The 16,201-nt window shown below is 73.4% G+C and carries 12 protein-coding genes; 6 read left to right on the forward strand and 6 right to left on the reverse strand.

Annotated features, from left to right (window positions below; all coding sequences use genetic code 11):
- Positions 1–9 precede the first annotated feature (9 nt).
- Positions 10–519 (forward strand): O-acetyl-ADP-ribose deacetylase, encoded by a 510-nt coding sequence (locus HZS56_RS10425; RefSeq protein ID WP_216720450.1) that lies wholly within the window; start codon positions 10–12, stop codon positions 517–519.
- Between the two features lie 128 nt (positions 520–647).
- Positions 648–839, forward strand: a complete 192-nt coding sequence (locus tag HZS56_RS10430; protein WP_308408047.1) for an alpha/beta fold hydrolase — start codon at positions 648–650, stop codon at positions 837–839.
- Positions 840–885: 46 nt separating this feature from the next.
- Here HZS56_RS10430 and HZS56_RS10435 read toward each other — a convergent pair whose 3' ends face one another.
- The 5 genes from HZS56_RS10435 to HZS56_RS10455 all read right to left on the reverse strand — a co-directional run bounded on the left by HZS56_RS10435 (position 886) and on the right by HZS56_RS10455 (position 9,862).
- Positions 886–1,671, reverse strand: coding sequence for an enoyl-CoA hydratase/isomerase family protein (locus HZS56_RS10435; RefSeq protein ID WP_216720451.1), 786 nt, complete (start codon positions 1,669–1,671; stop codon positions 886–888).
- On the reverse strand, positions 1,671–2,951 hold the full coding sequence (locus HZS56_RS10440; RefSeq protein ID WP_216720452.1) for a CaiB/BaiF CoA transferase family protein: 1,281 nt from the start codon (positions 2,949–2,951) through the stop codon (positions 1,671–1,673). Before HZS56_RS10440 ends, HZS56_RS10435 begins: the two co-directional genes overlap by 1 nt.
- Positions 2,948–5,101, reverse strand: a complete 2,154-nt coding sequence (locus HZS56_RS10445; RefSeq protein WP_216720453.1) for a hydantoinase B/oxoprolinase family protein — start codon at positions 5,099–5,101, stop codon at positions 2,948–2,950. Before HZS56_RS10445 ends, HZS56_RS10440 begins: the two co-directional genes overlap by 4 nt.
- A 100-nt stretch (positions 5,102–5,201) precedes the next feature.
- On the reverse strand, positions 5,202–7,262 hold the full coding sequence (locus tag HZS56_RS10450) for a hydantoinase/oxoprolinase family protein (protein WP_216720454.1): 2,061 nt from the start codon (positions 7,260–7,262) through the stop codon (positions 5,202–5,204).
- 335 nt (positions 7,263–7,597) lie between these two features.
- Complete coding sequence (locus HZS56_RS10455; protein ID WP_216720455.1) at positions 7,598–9,862, reverse strand: helix-turn-helix domain-containing protein; 2,265 nt, start codon at positions 9,860–9,862, stop codon at positions 7,598–7,600.
- A 184-nt stretch (positions 9,863–10,046) separates the two neighbouring features.
- Between HZS56_RS10455 and HZS56_RS10460 the strand changes: the two genes are divergently transcribed.
- The 3 genes from HZS56_RS10460 (at position 10,047) to HZS56_RS10470 (ending at position 13,423) form a co-directional block, all read left to right on the forward strand.
- Positions 10,047–11,321: a hydroxymethylglutaryl-CoA reductase, degradative gene (locus HZS56_RS10460; protein ID WP_216720456.1), complete on the forward strand. Its 1,275-nt coding sequence runs from the start codon at positions 10,047–10,049 to the stop codon at positions 11,319–11,321.
- A gap of 228 nt (positions 11,322–11,549) precedes the next feature.
- Positions 11,550–12,497, forward strand: a complete 948-nt coding sequence (locus HZS56_RS10465; RefSeq protein ID WP_216720457.1) for an SMP-30/gluconolactonase/LRE family protein — start codon at positions 11,550–11,552, stop codon at positions 12,495–12,497.
- Entirely contained in the window at positions 12,494–13,423 is a 930-nt protein-coding gene (locus HZS56_RS10470) for a hydroxymethylglutaryl-CoA lyase (protein WP_216720458.1), read from the forward strand. The genes HZS56_RS10465 and HZS56_RS10470 overlap by 4 nt, the downstream gene beginning before the upstream one ends.
- 146 nt (positions 13,424–13,569) lie before the next feature.
- Here HZS56_RS10470 and HZS56_RS10475 read toward each other — a convergent pair whose 3' ends face one another.
- Positions 13,570–14,487: a LysR family transcriptional regulator gene (locus tag HZS56_RS10475; protein WP_216720459.1), complete on the reverse strand. Its 918-nt coding sequence runs from the start codon at positions 14,485–14,487 to the stop codon at positions 13,570–13,572.
- A 332-nt stretch (positions 14,488–14,819) separates the two neighbouring features.
- On the opposite strand from HZS56_RS10475, the gene HZS56_RS10480 reads away from it, so the two are divergent.
- Positions 14,820–16,157 carry an MFS transporter gene (locus tag HZS56_RS10480; protein WP_216720460.1) on the forward strand — a complete coding sequence of 446 codons (1,338 nt, stop codon included), beginning with the start codon at positions 14,820–14,822 and terminating at the stop codon, positions 16,155–16,157.
- The last annotated feature ends 44 nt before the right edge of the window (positions 16,158–16,201 follow it).

Below are 16,201 nucleotides of genomic sequence, written 5' to 3' on the forward strand. Positions count from 1 at the left end.
GACCCGACCATGCCCACCCTCACGCTCGTGCAGGGCGACATCACCCGCGAGAGCGCCGACGCCATCGTCAACGCCGCCAACTCCTCCCTCCTCGGCGGAGGCGGCGTCGACGGTGCCATCCACCGGCGTGGCGGCCCCGCGATCCTGGCGGAGTGCCGGCGGCTGCGCGCGGGCCACCTCGGCAAGGGCCTGCCCACCGGCCAGGCGGTCGCCACCACCGCGGGCGACCTGGACGCACGCTGGGTGATCCACACGGTCGGCCCGGTGTACAGCACGACCGAGGACCGCTCCGGCCTCCTCGCCTCCTGCTACCGCGAGTCCCTGCGCGTCGCCGACGGACTGGGCGCCCGCACGGTCGCGTTCCCGGCCGTCTCCACCGGCGTCTACCGCTGGCCCATGGACGACGCGGCCCGCATCGCGATCGAGACGGTGCGCTCCACCGAGACCTCGGTCACGGAGACCCGCTTCGTCCTCTACGACGCCGGGGCCCACGCGGCGTTCGCACGGCACACCGGCTGACGTCGGAGCCGGAGCGGAACCTCTTCCGGGGCAGTCCGCGCCCGGCGTGCGGTGGGACGGCCGGACGTCGCTGCGGGGCCGCCCAGCGCCCCGGCCACCGTGACACGCTCGCCGCCGCGCGATGCCCGGTGCTGGTCGTCGTCGGCGCCGACGACGTCTACACACCGGTCACGGACGCCGAAGCCATCAGCCACCTGGCCCCGCACTCCGTACTGAGCGTCGTCGAGGGTGCCGGGCACCTTCCGGGCGCCGAGCAGCCGGACCGCTTCGACCGCGTCCTGCTGGACTTCCTCCGGACACAGGCTCCTGGCCCGGCCTGAGGGGAGGCGCGGGCCTCGCCGTCGGCCGAGCAGGCCCGGCCCGGCCTCAGCGCCCCGTGTCGCGGGACGGGAAGTGCGGCTCCCGGCGTTCTGCGAAGGCGGTCAGGCCCTCCTGGGCGTCCGGGGAGGTGAACGCCTTCTGCCCGTAGAGCGCCTCACTGTGGAACGCCTGGTCCTGGGGGAGGTCGCCGAGACGGAGCACCGCCTCCTTGACCACCGCCAGGGCACTGCCGCTGCGGGCGGCGAGCCGGTGGGCGCGTTCCAGCGCCGTGTCGTGCAGGTCGGCGGCCGGCACCACGTCGTTGACCAGCCCGTACCGCAGCGCCTGCGCGGCGGGGATCCGGTCGCCCTGGAGCATCAGCTCCATGGCCCAGACGTACGGGATCTGCCGGGTCAGCCGGGTGAGCGTGCCGCCGGCGGGTACGACGCCGACGCCCGTCTCGGGCAGGCCGAACTGAGCGGTGTCGGCGGCGATCCGGAGGTCGGTCGACAGCATGATCTCGAAGCCGCCGCCGAGGCAGAGGCCGTTGACGGCGGCGATCACCGGTTTGAAGAGCCGGGTGTGCTTCTGGTGCGCGGCGTCCCAGTGGGAGATGTCGAAACGGCCCTCCGCCAGCGCCGGGATCGACTCGGTGAGGTCGGCGCCCACGCAGAAGGCGCGGGAGCCGGTGCCCGTGAGGACCGCGACGGCCAGGGAGTCGTCGTCCCGGAACTCCGCGAAGGCGTCCCCCAGTTCGTCGTACATCGCCAGCGTGAGCGCGTTGAGCTTCTCCGGCCGGTCGAAGCGGACGACGGCCACCGGGCCGTCCCGGTCGAGGGTGATGCCGCCCATCAGATGACGCCCTTCTCACGCAGTCCGGCGATGTGCTCGTCGTCCAGGCCGGCGAGGGCCCGGAGGACCGGCCCGGCGTGTTCCCCGACCCCGGGAGCGAGCCCGCGCGGCTGGGCCGGGGTGCCGCCGAGCTTGATGGGCGTACCGAACATGCGCACCTCGCCGAAGTCGGGATACGTCACGTCGACGACCATGTCGCGGGCCGCGATGTGCGGGTCCTCGACCACCTCGCCGATGTCCTTGACGGCGCACAGCGGCACCGCGTCGCCCGCGATCTCCTCCAGCTCCGACTTCGTCCGGTCCGCGAACCACTCGTGCAGCAGCGGCCGTACGCGTGCCTCGTAGACCTCCGGCGTGAACCGTTTGGCCATGGTGTCGATCTCGGGGTCGTCGGCCAGCTCCGGCCGCCCGAAGAGCCCGCAGGACAGCCGCCAGAACTTGTCGGTGTAGCCGCCGAAGAACACGTACCCGTCCTTGCACGGGTACAGCTCGTACGGCTTGACGAAGGGGTGTTCGTTGCCCAGCGGGCCCGGGACCGTGCCGTCGGCGGTGTACGACACCACGGCGTTCTCGGTCAGGCTGAGCACCGAGTCCTGCTGCGAGACGTCGACCAGCTGGCCCTCGCCAGTGCTCTCGGCGTGCCGCAGCGCGGCCAGGGTGCCGATGACGGAGTACAGGGTCGCCGACAGGTCGCCGATGATGGTGCCGACCCGCACGGGCGGCCGGTCGGGGAAGCCGTTCATCGACCACAGGCCGCCGGTCGCCTGCGCGCTGTTGTCGTAGGCGGGGCGCCGCCGGTAGGGGCCGGTCTGGCCGTAGCCGGAGATCGCCGTGTACACGAGGCCGGGGTTCTCCTCGCGCAGGACCTCGTAGCCCACGCCCAGCTTGTCCATGGTGCCGGGGCGGAAGTTCTCCACCAGGACGTCGGCGCGGCGGGCCAGTTTCCGCAGCACGTCCTTGCCCTCGGGAGCGGACAGGTCGAGGGTCAGCCCGAACTTGTTGCGGTTGAACTGGGCGAAGAACCCGCTGAACTCCTCGCCGGATGCGGACGTGAGCTTCGGCGGGAAGTCCCGGGCGTAGTCGGGGTCCTTCGGGTTCTCGATCTTGATGACGGTGGCGCCCAGGTCGGCAAGGAGCATCGAGCAGAAGGGGCCCGCCACGACCCGGGTGATGTCCAGGACGACGACGCCGCGCAGCGCGCCCTTCGACAGTCCGGCGGGCAGCAGGCCCGTGATGGCGTCGAGTTCGGTGGTCATGTTCGTCTCCGGTCGGTCACTCACGCGTCGGCTCCTTCGGTGCTCACCCGCAGGCGGGCCTCGAGGAGCGTGCCGCAGGCGGGGCTGTAGAACTCGTCGATCAGCACGCGGCGGCCGTCGGTGCGGGGCCGCACACGGACGCCGTGCCCGGCCAGCCGGTCGGCCGCGGTCCCGGTCGTCCGGTGGGCCCCGTCGTGCCAGGTCTCGCCGCTGCCCAGGCGGGCTCCGCTGGCGGGCACGTACCAGCCGTCGGCGTCGCGGCGGGGCGCCGAGGCGCCGGCGTCCGTCGCGGTGACGTCCAGGGACGGTGCGGTGCCCAGGCGTTCGCGGCGGATCCCGGCGCGGGCCCGCTCGGTGGCGGGCTCGTCGAGGGCGCCGTCGGTGACGACGACACCGTAGGCGGACCGGGCCGTCCCGGCGGTCACGTACCCGTCGCGGACGTCGTCGGCCACCCGCCGCGGATCACGCAGCAGCGGGTCGCCGTAACCGCCGCCGCCCGCGATCCACTGGACCAGCACGTCCCCGGAGCGGACCGTCACCGACTGCTGGTTGACGGCGAGAAGCTCGCGGCGCTCCGCTCCGAGCGAGTCACGGGTGGGCACCCGGCCCCCGGCGAACGCGTCGAGGACGTCGGTCCCGCGCCAGACCTCGTGACCGCTGCCGCCGCCCGGCAGACCGCCGCCGAAGCCCTCCGCGGTCACCTGGGCGCTCGGGGCGAACACGGTCTGCGTGACCTCCCGGGCACCGTGCAGGGTCCAGGCGAAGCGCAGACCGAGGCCGCCGCGGTGCGCTCCGTGGCCCGCGCTCTCGGTGCTGAGCTGCTTCCACAGGTAGAGCACCGGGTACAGCATCTCGTTCATCTCGACGTCGGGCAGCATGTTGTTGACCTGCGTCATCATCCCGGCGCAGTCCAGCCCGTCGGCCTCCGGCTGGGCGCCGGCGCCGGTCCCGCCGCCGTCCATGTTGAACAGCACGAAGTACTCGCCCCCGTCGGTGGTGCCGGCGGAGATGCCGCCGGTCCACGAGTCGGCCCACGAGCCCTGCGTGCGGTCCCGGACCGCGGGCGCGTCGCTGCCGCGGCACGCCTCGTTCATCAGCTTGGTGACGACACGGCTGACCCGGGCGCCGGTGGTGAGGTGCCCGTTGCTGATCGGCGCCGGCGGGCGCGGATTCACCAGCGAACCGGGCTCGGCGACGATGTCGAACGCGGTCATCACCCCCTCGTTGAACGGCACGTCCCAGGCGAGGATCGGTACGACTGCCGAGGCCACGCTGCCGACCAGTGCGCCGTAACTGCAGTTGACGAAGCCGTCCGTCTGCTCGCTCGAACCGGTGAAGTCGAAGGTGACCTGGGTGCCCCGCTTGGTCATCGTGCACGCGACCCGGTAGAGCTCGTCCACGTGCCCGTTGTGCTCGGTCCACTCCTCCGCGGTGTACGTGCCGTCGGGGATCAGGGCGATGCGGTCGCGTACGACCTGCTCGGCCAACTCGAAGGAGCGCCTGGTGTAGTCGCGGAAGCGGTCGGCGCCGAACTCCTCGACGGTGGCCAGGAGCCGGCGGATACCGGTGTTGTTGCTGGCGACCAGGGAGCGCACGTCGTTCCAGAACAGCGCCGGCATACGGACGTTGTTGAGCAGGATGCGGCGCACCCACTCCACCGGCTCGCCCCGCTCGAAGATCTTGACGCCGGGCGGCAGCCGCAGTGCCTCGCTGTAGCAGTCGTGGGCGCCGGGCGCGAAGCCGCCCGGTGTCATCCCGCCGACGTCGACGAGGTGCGCCTGCGACTGGGCCCAGCCGATCAGTTCCCCGTCGTGGAAGACCGGTGAGATCACGTTGGTGTCGGGCGGGTGGCTGGCGCCCGCCGTGTGCGGGTCGTTGCAGATGAAGGCGTCACCGGGGGAGAGCTGTTCGCCCTCGATCGCCTTCACCAGGTTCTGCACCGCGACACTGCCGGAACCGATGTGGAACTGCACGTAGTCGGAGTAGGCGTAGATGCGCCCGGTGGGGTCGAACAGCGCGGTGTTGAAGTCGCCCGCCTCGGTGATCACCGGGGATCCCGAGGAGCGGATCATCGCGATGCCCATCTCCTCCACGATGGAGTCCAGGCGCATACGGATGACTTCGAGGGTGACCGGGTCGAAACCTTCGGGCAGGGCGCGGGCGGCACTGGCCATGTCGTCTCCTTCGACGAGGGGCGGACGAGGGGCGGGGAAGGGGAGGGGGAGGGGCGGGGAGGCGCGGGGACAGGAGAGGGGGAGGGGGGCCGGAGGGCTGTCAGCGGTCGGCGAGCCGGAGCAGGAAGTCGCCGCCGTCGGTGAGTTCGACGCTCGCGCCGCCGGGCACGTAAACCGTGGTGTCCGGCTCCTCCAGGAGGCAGGGGCCCGCAGCCCGGCCGAGGGCCCCGAAACCCCGGTGCACGTCGACCTCCAGCCGCTCGCCGGTGAGCGGATCGAGGACCTCGCGCCGGCCGGGCACGTGCCGCTCCTCCCCGGCGGCCGCGTCGCCGCCGGTCGTGGTCTGCACCTCGCTGCGCCCGACGGCCCGCACCCGCGTGTTGACGAGAAGGATCTCCGCCTCGCTCCAGGCCGTGCCGGCGCCGAACTCCTCCTCGTAGTCCGCGACGAACCGCTCGCGCAGGGCGTCCTTGTCCGCCTCGCCGAAGGAGCCGGCCGGCAGCCTGGTGGTGACCTCGAAGATCTGACCGACGAACTTCATGTCGGCCTCGCGGTACAGCTCGCGCCGGTCCTCCTCGATGCCCTCGGTCTCGAACCACGCCTCGGCGCGCTCCTCCAGCGCGGCGAACTCCCCGTCCAGCACGGCGGCCGGCTGGTCCATGGTCCAGGGGCTGGTCCGCACGGCGGAGAACACGGAGTCGGCGTGCATCAGGCCGTAGGCGGAGAACACGGCCGCGTTGCGGGGCACGACGACCTCCTGGACCCCCGCCTCGGCCGCGATGGCCGCGGCGAACAGGCCGCAGGCGCCGCCGAACCCGACCAGCGTGAACTCCCGGGGATCGTGGCCCCGGTTGACCGTGATCTTGCGCAGGGCGTTGGACATCTGCGAGGTCGCCAACCGGTACACGCCCTGGGCGGCCGCGTCCTCGGTGAGGCCGAGCGGCTCGGCCACGTGGGTGCGCAGCGCGTCACGGGCCCGGTCGGTGTGGAGGGGGACGGTACCGCCGAGGTAGTAGTCCGGGTTGATCAGCCCGAGCACCAGCGCGGCGTCGGTGACCGCGGGGCGGCTGCCGCCCTTGCCGTAGCACGCGGGGCCGGGTGCGGAACCGGCGCTGTGCGGGCCGACCCGCAGCAGCTTCCGTCCGTCGACCCAGGCCAGGCTGCCGCCGCCCGCGCCGATCGTCTCGATGTCCACCGCCGTCAGGCTGGTCGGCAGACCGCCGATCTCCGCGCGCGGCAGCAGCCGGAACTCGTCGTCCAGGATCGCCGCCGCGTCCAGGCTGGTGCCGCCCATGTCCGCGGTCAGCACGCGCCGCCGCCCGAGCCGCCGGCCCAGCAGCCGCGCCCCGGTGACCCCGCCGACCGGGCCGGAGTTGAACATCGAGATCGGCGCCCTGCCGGTCTCCTCCACGGACAGGAAACCGCCGTGGACCTGCATGATCTGCACGCGGGTCCGCAGTCCGCGGCGGCGCAGCTCCTGGGCGAGGTGGTCGAAGTGCGACGCCACGAGCGGTTTCACCGCGGCGTCCAGGGCGGTGGTCACCATCCGCTCGTACTCGCGGTAGACCGGCGTGAGGGTGCTGGAAAGCGTGTAGGGGAGGTCGGGGCAGTGCTTGTCCAGGTACTGTCCGACCGCCTTCTCGTGCACCGGGTTGCGGAACGACCACAGCAGGCAGACGGCCAGGCTCTCGGCGCCCTGCGCGAGCGCCGCGTCCACGGCGGCCGCGATGCCGGCCTCCGTGACCGGCACCAGCACCTCGCCGTGCGCGTCGATGCGTTCGGCGACCTCGACGATGCGGCGCCGCTCGACGATGTCCGGGGGCGCCGCCATCCGGTGCGGGTCGCGCTCGTCGGTGCGGGCGGAACGGGCGATCCGGAGCGTGTCGCGGAAGCCCTGGGTCGTCAGCAGCCCCACGGGGGCGTACTTCTGCTCGTCCACCGCGTTGGTGACGATGGTGTTGCCGAGCACGAAGCGGTCCACGGCGGCGAAGAAGCCGGCCTCCGTCAGGCCGGCCCGTTCCTGGAGCACGGCCAGCGCGTCCAGGATGCCGGTGGTCACGTCCTTGGTCGAGAAGGCCTTGCCGCGCACCGCCCGTCCGTCGACGACCGCGACGGCGTCGGTGAAGGTGCCACCGACGTCGATGCCCACATGAAGCGTCATGCTCGCTGTCTCCTTTGACTGCGTCGGGGCTGCTCGTCCGAGCCGAGGTGGCGAGAAGACGCGCACGAGGCACGGCACGCGCCTTCGACGGACCTCTCACTCGTGTGCACCGCCCGGTGGCTTTCGGCTCTTGGTCGCCTGCGCCCTTCGGTCGCCTGCACACCCAGGTCGCGTGCGCCTCTCGGTCCCGGTGCCGTGCCTGGACGCTACGTGGGCTGGGTCACCCCGGGCCATGGGCGGCCGGTCCATATTTGGCGGTCACACATGGGCGGACGGCACATCGAACAGGCGCGCATGTCAGCCACCTGCCCCTGCGGGAGCGGTACGCGCGGGTCTCAGAGCGGCTTCGCGGGGCCCGGCCGGGCGGCCGTCAGGTGGGCGATGCGGACCGCCACGGTGATACGGAAGAGCCGCTCCGGCGCCTGCCACCGCTCGCCGAGCAGCTCGCCGATCCGGTCGAGCCGCTGGAGCACGGTGTTCTTGTGCAGGTGCAGCGCCCGTCCCGTGGCGACCGGGCTGAGCCTGTTGTCCAGATAGGCGGCGAGGGTCGCGAGGAGGTGTCCGCCCCGCTCGGCGTCCCAGTCCAGGACGGGGCCGAGGACCCGTCGTACGAAGGCGTCCACCCGCGCCTCGCCGGGGCCGAAGAGAGCGGTGTAGGGCAGGTACTCGTCGGTGGTCGCCGCGGTGTCCGTGACACCGAGCGCCGGCAGGACGCGCGCACACGCGGTGGCCGCCTCGACCTGCCCCCGGACACCGTCCGGCACCTCGCCCAGTTCCGCGCCCACCGCCAGCGCCGGACGCCCGAGCGCCCGGCGCACCGCGGTGTGCACCAGGGCGGCCGCCGCGGCGGGGTCGGTCTCGGTGGTGAGCGCGACCACCCAGTCGGCGTGCTCCCCGATGAGGCCGCATGAGCCGACCGCGCGGCCGGCCGCACGGGCCGCCGAGTGACGCAGTTCGGCCGGCAGGGAGACCACGACGAGGGAGGCGAGGCGGTCGGTGCGGATGCCGCGGGCCTGCGCCCGCTGGGCGACCCCCGCCCGGCGCTGCGGGTCGTCGGCGAGCAGGTCCGCCAGGAGATCCCGGCGTACCGTCTGCTCGGCCTCCGCCAGCGCGTCCTGCTTCAGGCTGAGCAGAGCGGTGATCTGCGCGGCGCGCTCGGCGGTGCGGTGCTCGACCGGACCGAACTCGACGGCGCCCTGCTCCAGCACCAGCGCGCCGAGCAGCGTCCGGCCGGCGACCACGGCCACGACGACCTCCCTGCCGCCCTCGGCCAGCGGTACACAGCGCCCGCTGCGGCGGCTCTCGTCCACGGCACGGCGGACGGCGTCCGCACGGGCCCCGGCATCTCCGGTGCCGGGGGCGTGTGCCGGGGCGGTGCCGATGCGCTGTGCGGGGTCGGTGTCGAGGTCCCGTGCGGGGCCGCTGGGGTCGTCCCGTACGGGGCCGCTGTTGTCGTCCCGCGCGTTGCTGCTGCTCCTGTCGTCCCGGGCGCGGCGGGTGCCGGTGTCCCGTGCCGGGCCGGTGACGGGGGCCTCTGTCTGGCTGGTGTCGTGGTGGTCCCGTGCGGGGCCGGTGCCGACGTTCCCTGCGGGGCCCGGGCTGACGCCGCGTGCCGGGCCGGTGCCGGTGTTCCGTGGGGAGCCGGCGCCGAGTTCCCCGGCCGTGCCGGTGCCGACGGAGCCCGAGGCCGTCGTGGACACGGCGAGGCCGGCGTCGAGGATGGTCACCCGGCAGCGCAGCGCCTTGCCCAGCGCTTCGGCGACCGCGGTGGCGTCACCGCCCCGCAGCACCAGCGCGGTCAGGTCGGTGTGGACGCCGCTGGCCCGTTCCATCGCCTCGACGTGCCGGGCGAGCTGGTCGTACGCCTGCCGGGTCTCGTCCGCGGCGTCCTGCGCGCGGGCCAGCAGCCGGGCGGTCTGCAGCACGACGGCGGCGTGGTCGGCGAAGGCCGACAGCAGGGAGATCTCCTCCGGCGAGAAGGTGTGCTCGATCCGGTTCCCGGCGAACAGGACGCCGATGACCTCGTCGCCGGCCAGGAGCGGCACACCGAGCAGCGAGGAGATGCCCTCGGCCGCCACCGTGGCGTCGATCTGCGGGTCGTGCGGGGCCTGCGACATGGTGAAGTAGCTCGACGTCCAGGAGGGGAGGCGGGTCTCCGCCACCCGCCCGGCCAGCCCCATGCCCGGCGGGACCCGCAGCCCGGGAAAGGTCGGCGCCGTCGTTCCCAGGGTCGTGCGCACCCGCAGCTCATGCGTGCGCACGTCGAACTCGGACAGGTACGTGATGTCCGTACCGACGAGGTCATGAGCGCGTTCGACCAGGCGCTCGAGGAGTACGTCGACGTCCCGGAGCTGCGCCAGCTCGCGGACGCTCGACGAGAGCGCGGACAGCTCCCGCCCGCGCCGCCGCCACCGCTCCGAGCCCGCCCGCAGGTGCCGCACACCGTCACCGACGCGGGCCACCGCGTCCGGCGGCAGCCCCGAGCCCGCGAGCAGGTCCCTGATCTCCACGTCGTCGACCGCGCGCTCCGCACCGGCCACCTCCAGCAGGGAGACGACCGTGCCGACCGGAAGCCCCGGCCCGTCTGCCGACGAACTCATATGTACGCCGCCCTTCGATCTTTGGCGGTTTTGGACCGCTGCCCCGACCCGAGGATGCTGGGCCGATCGTACAGCGGGTGTCCCACTGGTGTGTGCCGTCGGCCCGTACCTGGCGGCCGGTGACCGCACTAGCGTCGGCCAGTGCACCGAGGGTTTCGGTGACCACAACGCAGTGGAGGGCCGTATGCCGAGCACCAGCCGTGTCCCGGGTCTGAGGGACCTGTCCGTCGAAGACCGCCGCAGGACCGTCGCCCAGTCAGCCGGCGTCGATCCGGACCGCCTCGCCGCCTTCGCGCCGCAGTACGGTCTCGGCCTGGACCTGGCCGATCACATGATCGAGAACGTGGTCGGCGTCATGGCGCTGCCCGTGGGAGTGGCGACCAACTTCGTCGTCAACGGCCGGGAGGTGCTCGTGCCGATGGCCACGGAGGAGGCCTCGGTGGTCGCCGCCGCCTCCAACTCCGCGAAGGTGGCACGCGCCCACGGCGGATTCTTCACCTCCTCCACCGCTCCGGTCATGCAGGCCCAGGTGCAGATCGTCGGGGTCCGCGATCCCGAGGCCGGCCGGGTCCGGCTGCTCGAGGCGCGCGAGGAGCTGATGGAACTGGCCGACGCCCAGGACCCCAAGCTGGTCGAGTTCGGCGGCGGGGTCCGCGACATCTCGGTCCGGGTGGTGCCCTCCCGCGCCGGCACCTACGTGGTCGCCCACCTCCAGGTCGACGTCCGCGACGCGATGGGGGCCAACGCGGTCAACACCATGGCCGAGGCGGTCGCCGACCGGGCGGGGGAGATCGCGGGCGGCCGTGCGCTGCTGCGCATCCTGACCAACAAGGCCGACCTCCGCCTCGCCCGGGCGCGGGCGGTCTTCGACGCCGGGGCGCTCGGCGGGCAGGCCGTGGCCGACGACATCGTGCACGCCGCGGCGCTGGCCGAGGCCGATTCGTACCGGGCCGCCACCCACAACAAGGGCATCATGAACGGCATCTCCGCCGTCGTGCTCGCCACCGGCAACGACACCCGCGCGGTCGAGTCCGGCGCCCACTCCCACGCCCTCTCCCCGGACGGGCGCTACACCTCGCTGTCCCGGTTCGAGAAGGACGCCGACGGGAACATCGTCGGAACGCTCGAACTGCCCATGCCCGTCGGCCTGGTGGGCGGTGCGACGAGGCTGCACCCCGTGGCGCAGGCCGCGGTCGCCCTGCTCGGCGTCACCACCGCGGCCGACCTCGCGGAGATCGTCGTCGCCGTCGGGCTGGCGCAGAACTTCGGCGCGGTGCGGGCCCTGGCCACCGAGGGCATCCAGCGCGGGCACATGTCCCTGCACGCCCGCAACGTGGCGCTGACCGCGGGCGCGACGGCCGAGGAGGCCCCCGCCGTCGTCGCCCGGCTCGTCGCGGACCGGCAGGTCCGTGCCGACCACGCCGAGCGGATCCTCGCCGAACTGCGGGCCGGCCGCTGAACCGCAGCCGAAGGCGGCCGCCGCGTTCCCCCGGTTCCGAGTCCGATGCTCCGAGTCCGATGCTCCGAGTCCGATGCTCCGAGTCCGGCGATCCGAGTCCGATGCTCCGAGTCCGATGCTCCGAGTCCGGCGATCCGAGTCCGATGCTCCGAGTCCTGTGGTCCGAGTCCTGTGGTCCCGAGGCCGATGGTTCCCGAGTCCCGTCCGACAACGCTCATGGAGTCGCACATGACCACCCCGTCCGGCCGAGAGGCCGTACCCCCTGCCCCCGCCCCTGTCACCGCCGACACCGTGCTCGACGGACTGCACTTCGCCGAGTCCCCGAGTGCCGGACCCGACGGCGCGCTCTACGTCTCGGACTTCTACGACCACGCGGTGCTGCGGATCGACCCGCGGACCTGGCGGGCCGAGCGCTGGGCCGAGGTGCCGGGACAGCCCTCCGGTCTGGGCTGGCTGCCCGACGGGCGGCTGCTCGTGGTGTCCATGAGGGACCGCAGGCTGCTGCGCCGCGAGGCCGACGGCACCCTGGTCACCCACGCCGACCTCGCCGCCGCGACCGCGGGCGCGGCCAACGACATGTACGTCGACCCCCTGGGCCGGGCCTGGGTCGGGGACTTCGGGTTCGACTTCTACGGGCTGCTGGAGCGGAACCCCGACGCCGATCCGCTCTTCGGGCCCGACGCCGATCCGCCGGCCGCCCGCCTGACCCGGGTGGACCCCGACGGCACGGTCGCCACCGTCGCGCACGGCCTGCGGTTCCCCAACGGCACGACCGTCCTCCCGGACGGGACGCTCGTCGTGGCGGAGACGGTCGGCGGCTGCCTCACCGCCTTCACGGTGACGGAGGACGGCGAACTGACCGGACGGCAGGTGTGGGCGGACCTGTCGTCGGCCGGCCTCCGGGGCGGGCGCATCCTCCCGGACGGCATCGCCCGCGCCGACGGCGACCGCGTGTGGGTCTCCGACCCCACCGCGGGCGGGGCGTCCCGCGTCGTACGGGGCGGTGCGGTCGACGCACGCGTACGCACCTCGCAGCCGTGCTTCGCCGTCGGGGTACTGCCCACCCGGCCCGCCACCGTCGTCTGCTGCACGGCCGCCACGTCCAACCCGACCACGGCCGCCGCACGCCGCACCGGCCGCATCGAGACCGCCCACGTACCGGAGGCCGCCGGATGAACCACTACGGCACCGACCCGCTGCCGGGGCTCCCCGCGCGCGTCACCGTCTGCGAGGTCGGCCCGCGCGACGGGCTGCAGAACGAGTCGGAACTCGTACCGACGGACGTCAAGGCCGAGTTCGTGGAGCGCCTCGTCGACGCCGGCCACCGTGTCGTCGAGACCACCAGCCTCGTCCACCCGCGCTGGGTGCCCCAGCTCGCCGACGCCGAGGACCTGCTGCACCGCGTCGCGCGGAGGCCGGGCGTGCGCTACCCGGTGCTGGTCCCCAACCGGCGCGGTCTGGACCGGGCCCTGGACCTCGGAGTGGAGGACATCGCGGTCTTCGGCTCGGCCACCGAGAGCTTCGCCACGGCCAACCTCAACCGCACCGTCGCCGAGTCCCTGGAGATGTTCGCCCCGGTCGTCGCCCGTGCGCGCGGCGCCGGGATGCGCGTCCGGGGCTACCTGTCCATGTGCTGGGGCGACCCCTGGGAGGGCGCGGTGCCCCCGGCCCAGGTCGTCTCGGTGGCCACCCGCATGCTCCGGCTGGGCTGCACCGAGCTGAGCCTCGGCGACACCATCGGCGTCGCCACCCCCGGGCGCGTCGCGGCCCTGCTGGACGCGCTCGCCGCCGCCGGCGTGACGGCCGACCGCATCGCCGTGCACTTCCACGACACCTACGGGCAGGCCCTCTCCAACACCCTGGTCGCCCTCCGGCACGGTGTCACGACCGTCGACGCCTCCGCCGGCGGTCTCGGCGGCTGCCCCTACGCCAAGTCCGCCACCGGCAACCTGGCCACCGAGGACCTGCTGTGGCAGCTGGCGGGGCTCGGCATCCACACCGGCGTCGACCTCGGCAGGCTCGCCGAGACCAGCGCGTGGCTCGCCACCCGCCTCGGCCGGCCCAGCCCCGCCCGCACGGTCCGCGCCCTCACCGGAACCTGAGCCCGCACGTCCCGTGCTCGTGCCGGTGCCGGTACCGGCACGAGCACCGGCGGAACGCTCCACCCGCGCCGCGCACCGGAGAGCGCGCCGGTGCACCGGAGAGCACGCCGACGAACCGGAGAGCGTGGCGGCACACCCCACCGCCGTCACCCGGCCCTCGGACGTTCCGCGCGGCTCCCCGGCTTCCTGCCGCCGTCGTTGGCCGTCAGCCAGTCCGACAGTTCACGCATGACGGCGTCGATCTCGGCGTGCGCGTAGTGGTCGGGGTCCCACCCGGCGTACAGGGAGATGGACAGCGGACGCCCCAGGACGGTCAGCACACGGCTGCGCAGGTCGAACTGCGGATGGTCGACGACGACACAGACGCCGTGGCCCGCGGCGGCCAGAGCCTGGGCCATCGCCTCCGACTGCGGTTCGAAAGCGGGCCGCAGCGGGGTGCCCTGCTCGTACAGGGCGGTGTCGAGTGTGCGGCGCACGGCGCTGGAGCGGCCGCTGACGATGAGGGGGTGGCCGAGCAGGTCCGCCAGCTCCAGGTCGCCGCCCTCCGCGGCCAGGGCATGGCCCTCGGGCATCTGGACGCTGATCCTGCGACCGCCGCCCAGACGCCGCGCGGCCATCCCGCCGGGCGGCGGACTGGTGGAGATGCCGATGTCGACCTCTCCCGCCGTCAACCGGTCGTAGACCTGGTCGGGCTCGCACCCGCGCGCGTCGGAGAAGGGGCCGCCGAGCTCCGCGACGAACGGCGCCATGACGTGGGTGATCGTGGAGGCGGGGCAGGCCACCCGGAACTGCAGCGCGCTCCGTCCCGAGACGGCCCTGAGCAGTTCCGTGCCGCGGGCCGCGCGCAGGGTGAGGTCGCGGGCGACGGGCACGAAACGGCGTCCGGCCGCCGTGAGTTCCACCCCCGCCGCGCTCCGCCTGAGCAGCTCCGCGCCCAGCTCCCGCTCCAGGGAGCGCAACTGCCGGGAGACGGAGGGCTGGGCCACGTGCACGCGCGCGGCGGCGGCCGTCATCGAGCCGGTGTCGACCACGGCCAGGAAGTACCGCAGCACCCGCAGTTCCATCGCCCCTCCGTCATCCCTCGTGCGGACCCGCCGTGCCCGGTCGCGTATCCGCCGTGCCCGGTCGCGTATCCGCCGTGCCCGGTCGCGTATCCGCCGTGCCCGGTCGCGGACCCGCCGTGCCCGGTCGCGGATCCGTCATGCCTCGCGCGTATGGGAGTACAGCTCAGAAGGTACTGGACCGTATGGCCTCTCGGCTACGAGACTGTGGCCGACCGGACAACGCCGTTCGAACGGGCACCCGCAGTGCCGCGGTCAGCGCAGGGTCCCTCGACTCCCTCGCGTCGCGCACAGGTCGAATCCACCGGTACCGCCGCTCATCCCCGGAGTTCACCATGCCCCAGACCGACACCTCCGCCGGCCCCAACGCCAGACGCGCCACCACGGCGTCGTTCGTCGGAACCGCCGTCGAGTGGTACGACTTCTACATCTACGGCACCGCCACCGCCCTCGTGTTCGGCAAGCTCTTCTTCCCGAGTGCCGACGCCGCCACCGGCACCCTCGCGGCCTTCGCCACCTTCTGGGTCGGCTTCCTCGCCCGTCCGCTCGGCGGCCTGATCTTCGGTCACCTGGGGGACCGGGTGGGACGCAAGAACGTACTGGTGACCACGCTGCTGCTGATGGGCACCGCCACCACCCTCATCGGCCTGCTGCCCACCCACGCGAGCATCGGCGTCGCCGCACCGATCCTGCTGGTGCTGCTGCGGGCCGTCCAGGGCATCGCGGTCGGCGGCGAATGGGGCGGCGCCGTCCTGATGGCCACCGAGAACGCCGAGCACAAGCGCCGCGGCGTCGCGGGCATGTGGGTGCAGCAGGGGTCACCGGCCGGATCGATCCTGGCCACCCTCGTCTTCATCGCCGTGGGCCGGCTGCCCGACGACGCCTTCATGTCGTGGGGCTGGCGCGTGCCCTTCCTGCTCTCCGCCCTCCTGGTCGCCATCGGTCTGGTCATCCGGCTGAAGGTGCCCGAGTCCGCCGACTTCCAGGCCGCGAAGCGGCAGGAGGCCACCACCCCGAAGATCCCCGTGGTCGAACTGCTGCGCACCTCCTGGCCCCTGGTCCTGCTCGGTGTCGGCGCCAGCGCCATGGGCATCTCCTCCGCCTACTTCACCAACACCTTCGTCCTGTCCTGGGCCACCAGCGACCTGGGCGTGCACCGGCAGACCATGCTCGACATCCTGCTCGTCCTCGCCGTCCTGCAGTTCCTGTGGCAGCCCCTCGCGGCGCTGCTGGCCCAGCGCGTGGGCGCCGTCCGGCTGATGGCGGGCGCCCTGATCGCCAACATCCTCGTCGCGGTGCCGATGTTCCTGCTGATCGCCACCCGCGACAGCACACTGATCGGAGTCGGACTCGCCCTGGGCGTGCTGACCGGGTGCAGCTACTACGCGCTGCTGGCCGGCTTCCTGTCGCAGGCCTTTCCCGTCCGCGTCCGCTACACCGGAGTGTCCCTGGCCTACCAGCTGTGCAGCACCGTCATCGGCGGCTCCACCCCGCTGATCGCCCAGTGGCTGCTCAACCGGGGCGGCGGGCACTGGCCGGTGGTCGGCTACTACATCACCCTCCTGCTGCTGACCACGGTCTGCGTACTGGGCCTGGCCCGGTACCGCGCCGGCCACCGCGACCCGGAGGGCACGGGTGCGCGGGAGACCGAAGGCCTGCCCACCGTCGCCTGACCGCGACCTCGCCACCCGTCGCCACCCGTCGTACCCCTCTTCAC

This window comes from Streptomyces mayonensis, from assembly GCF_018982965.1.
In the GTDB taxonomy this organism is placed as follows: Bacteria; Actinomycetota; Actinomycetes; order Streptomycetales; family Streptomycetaceae; genus Streptomyces; species Streptomyces mayonensis.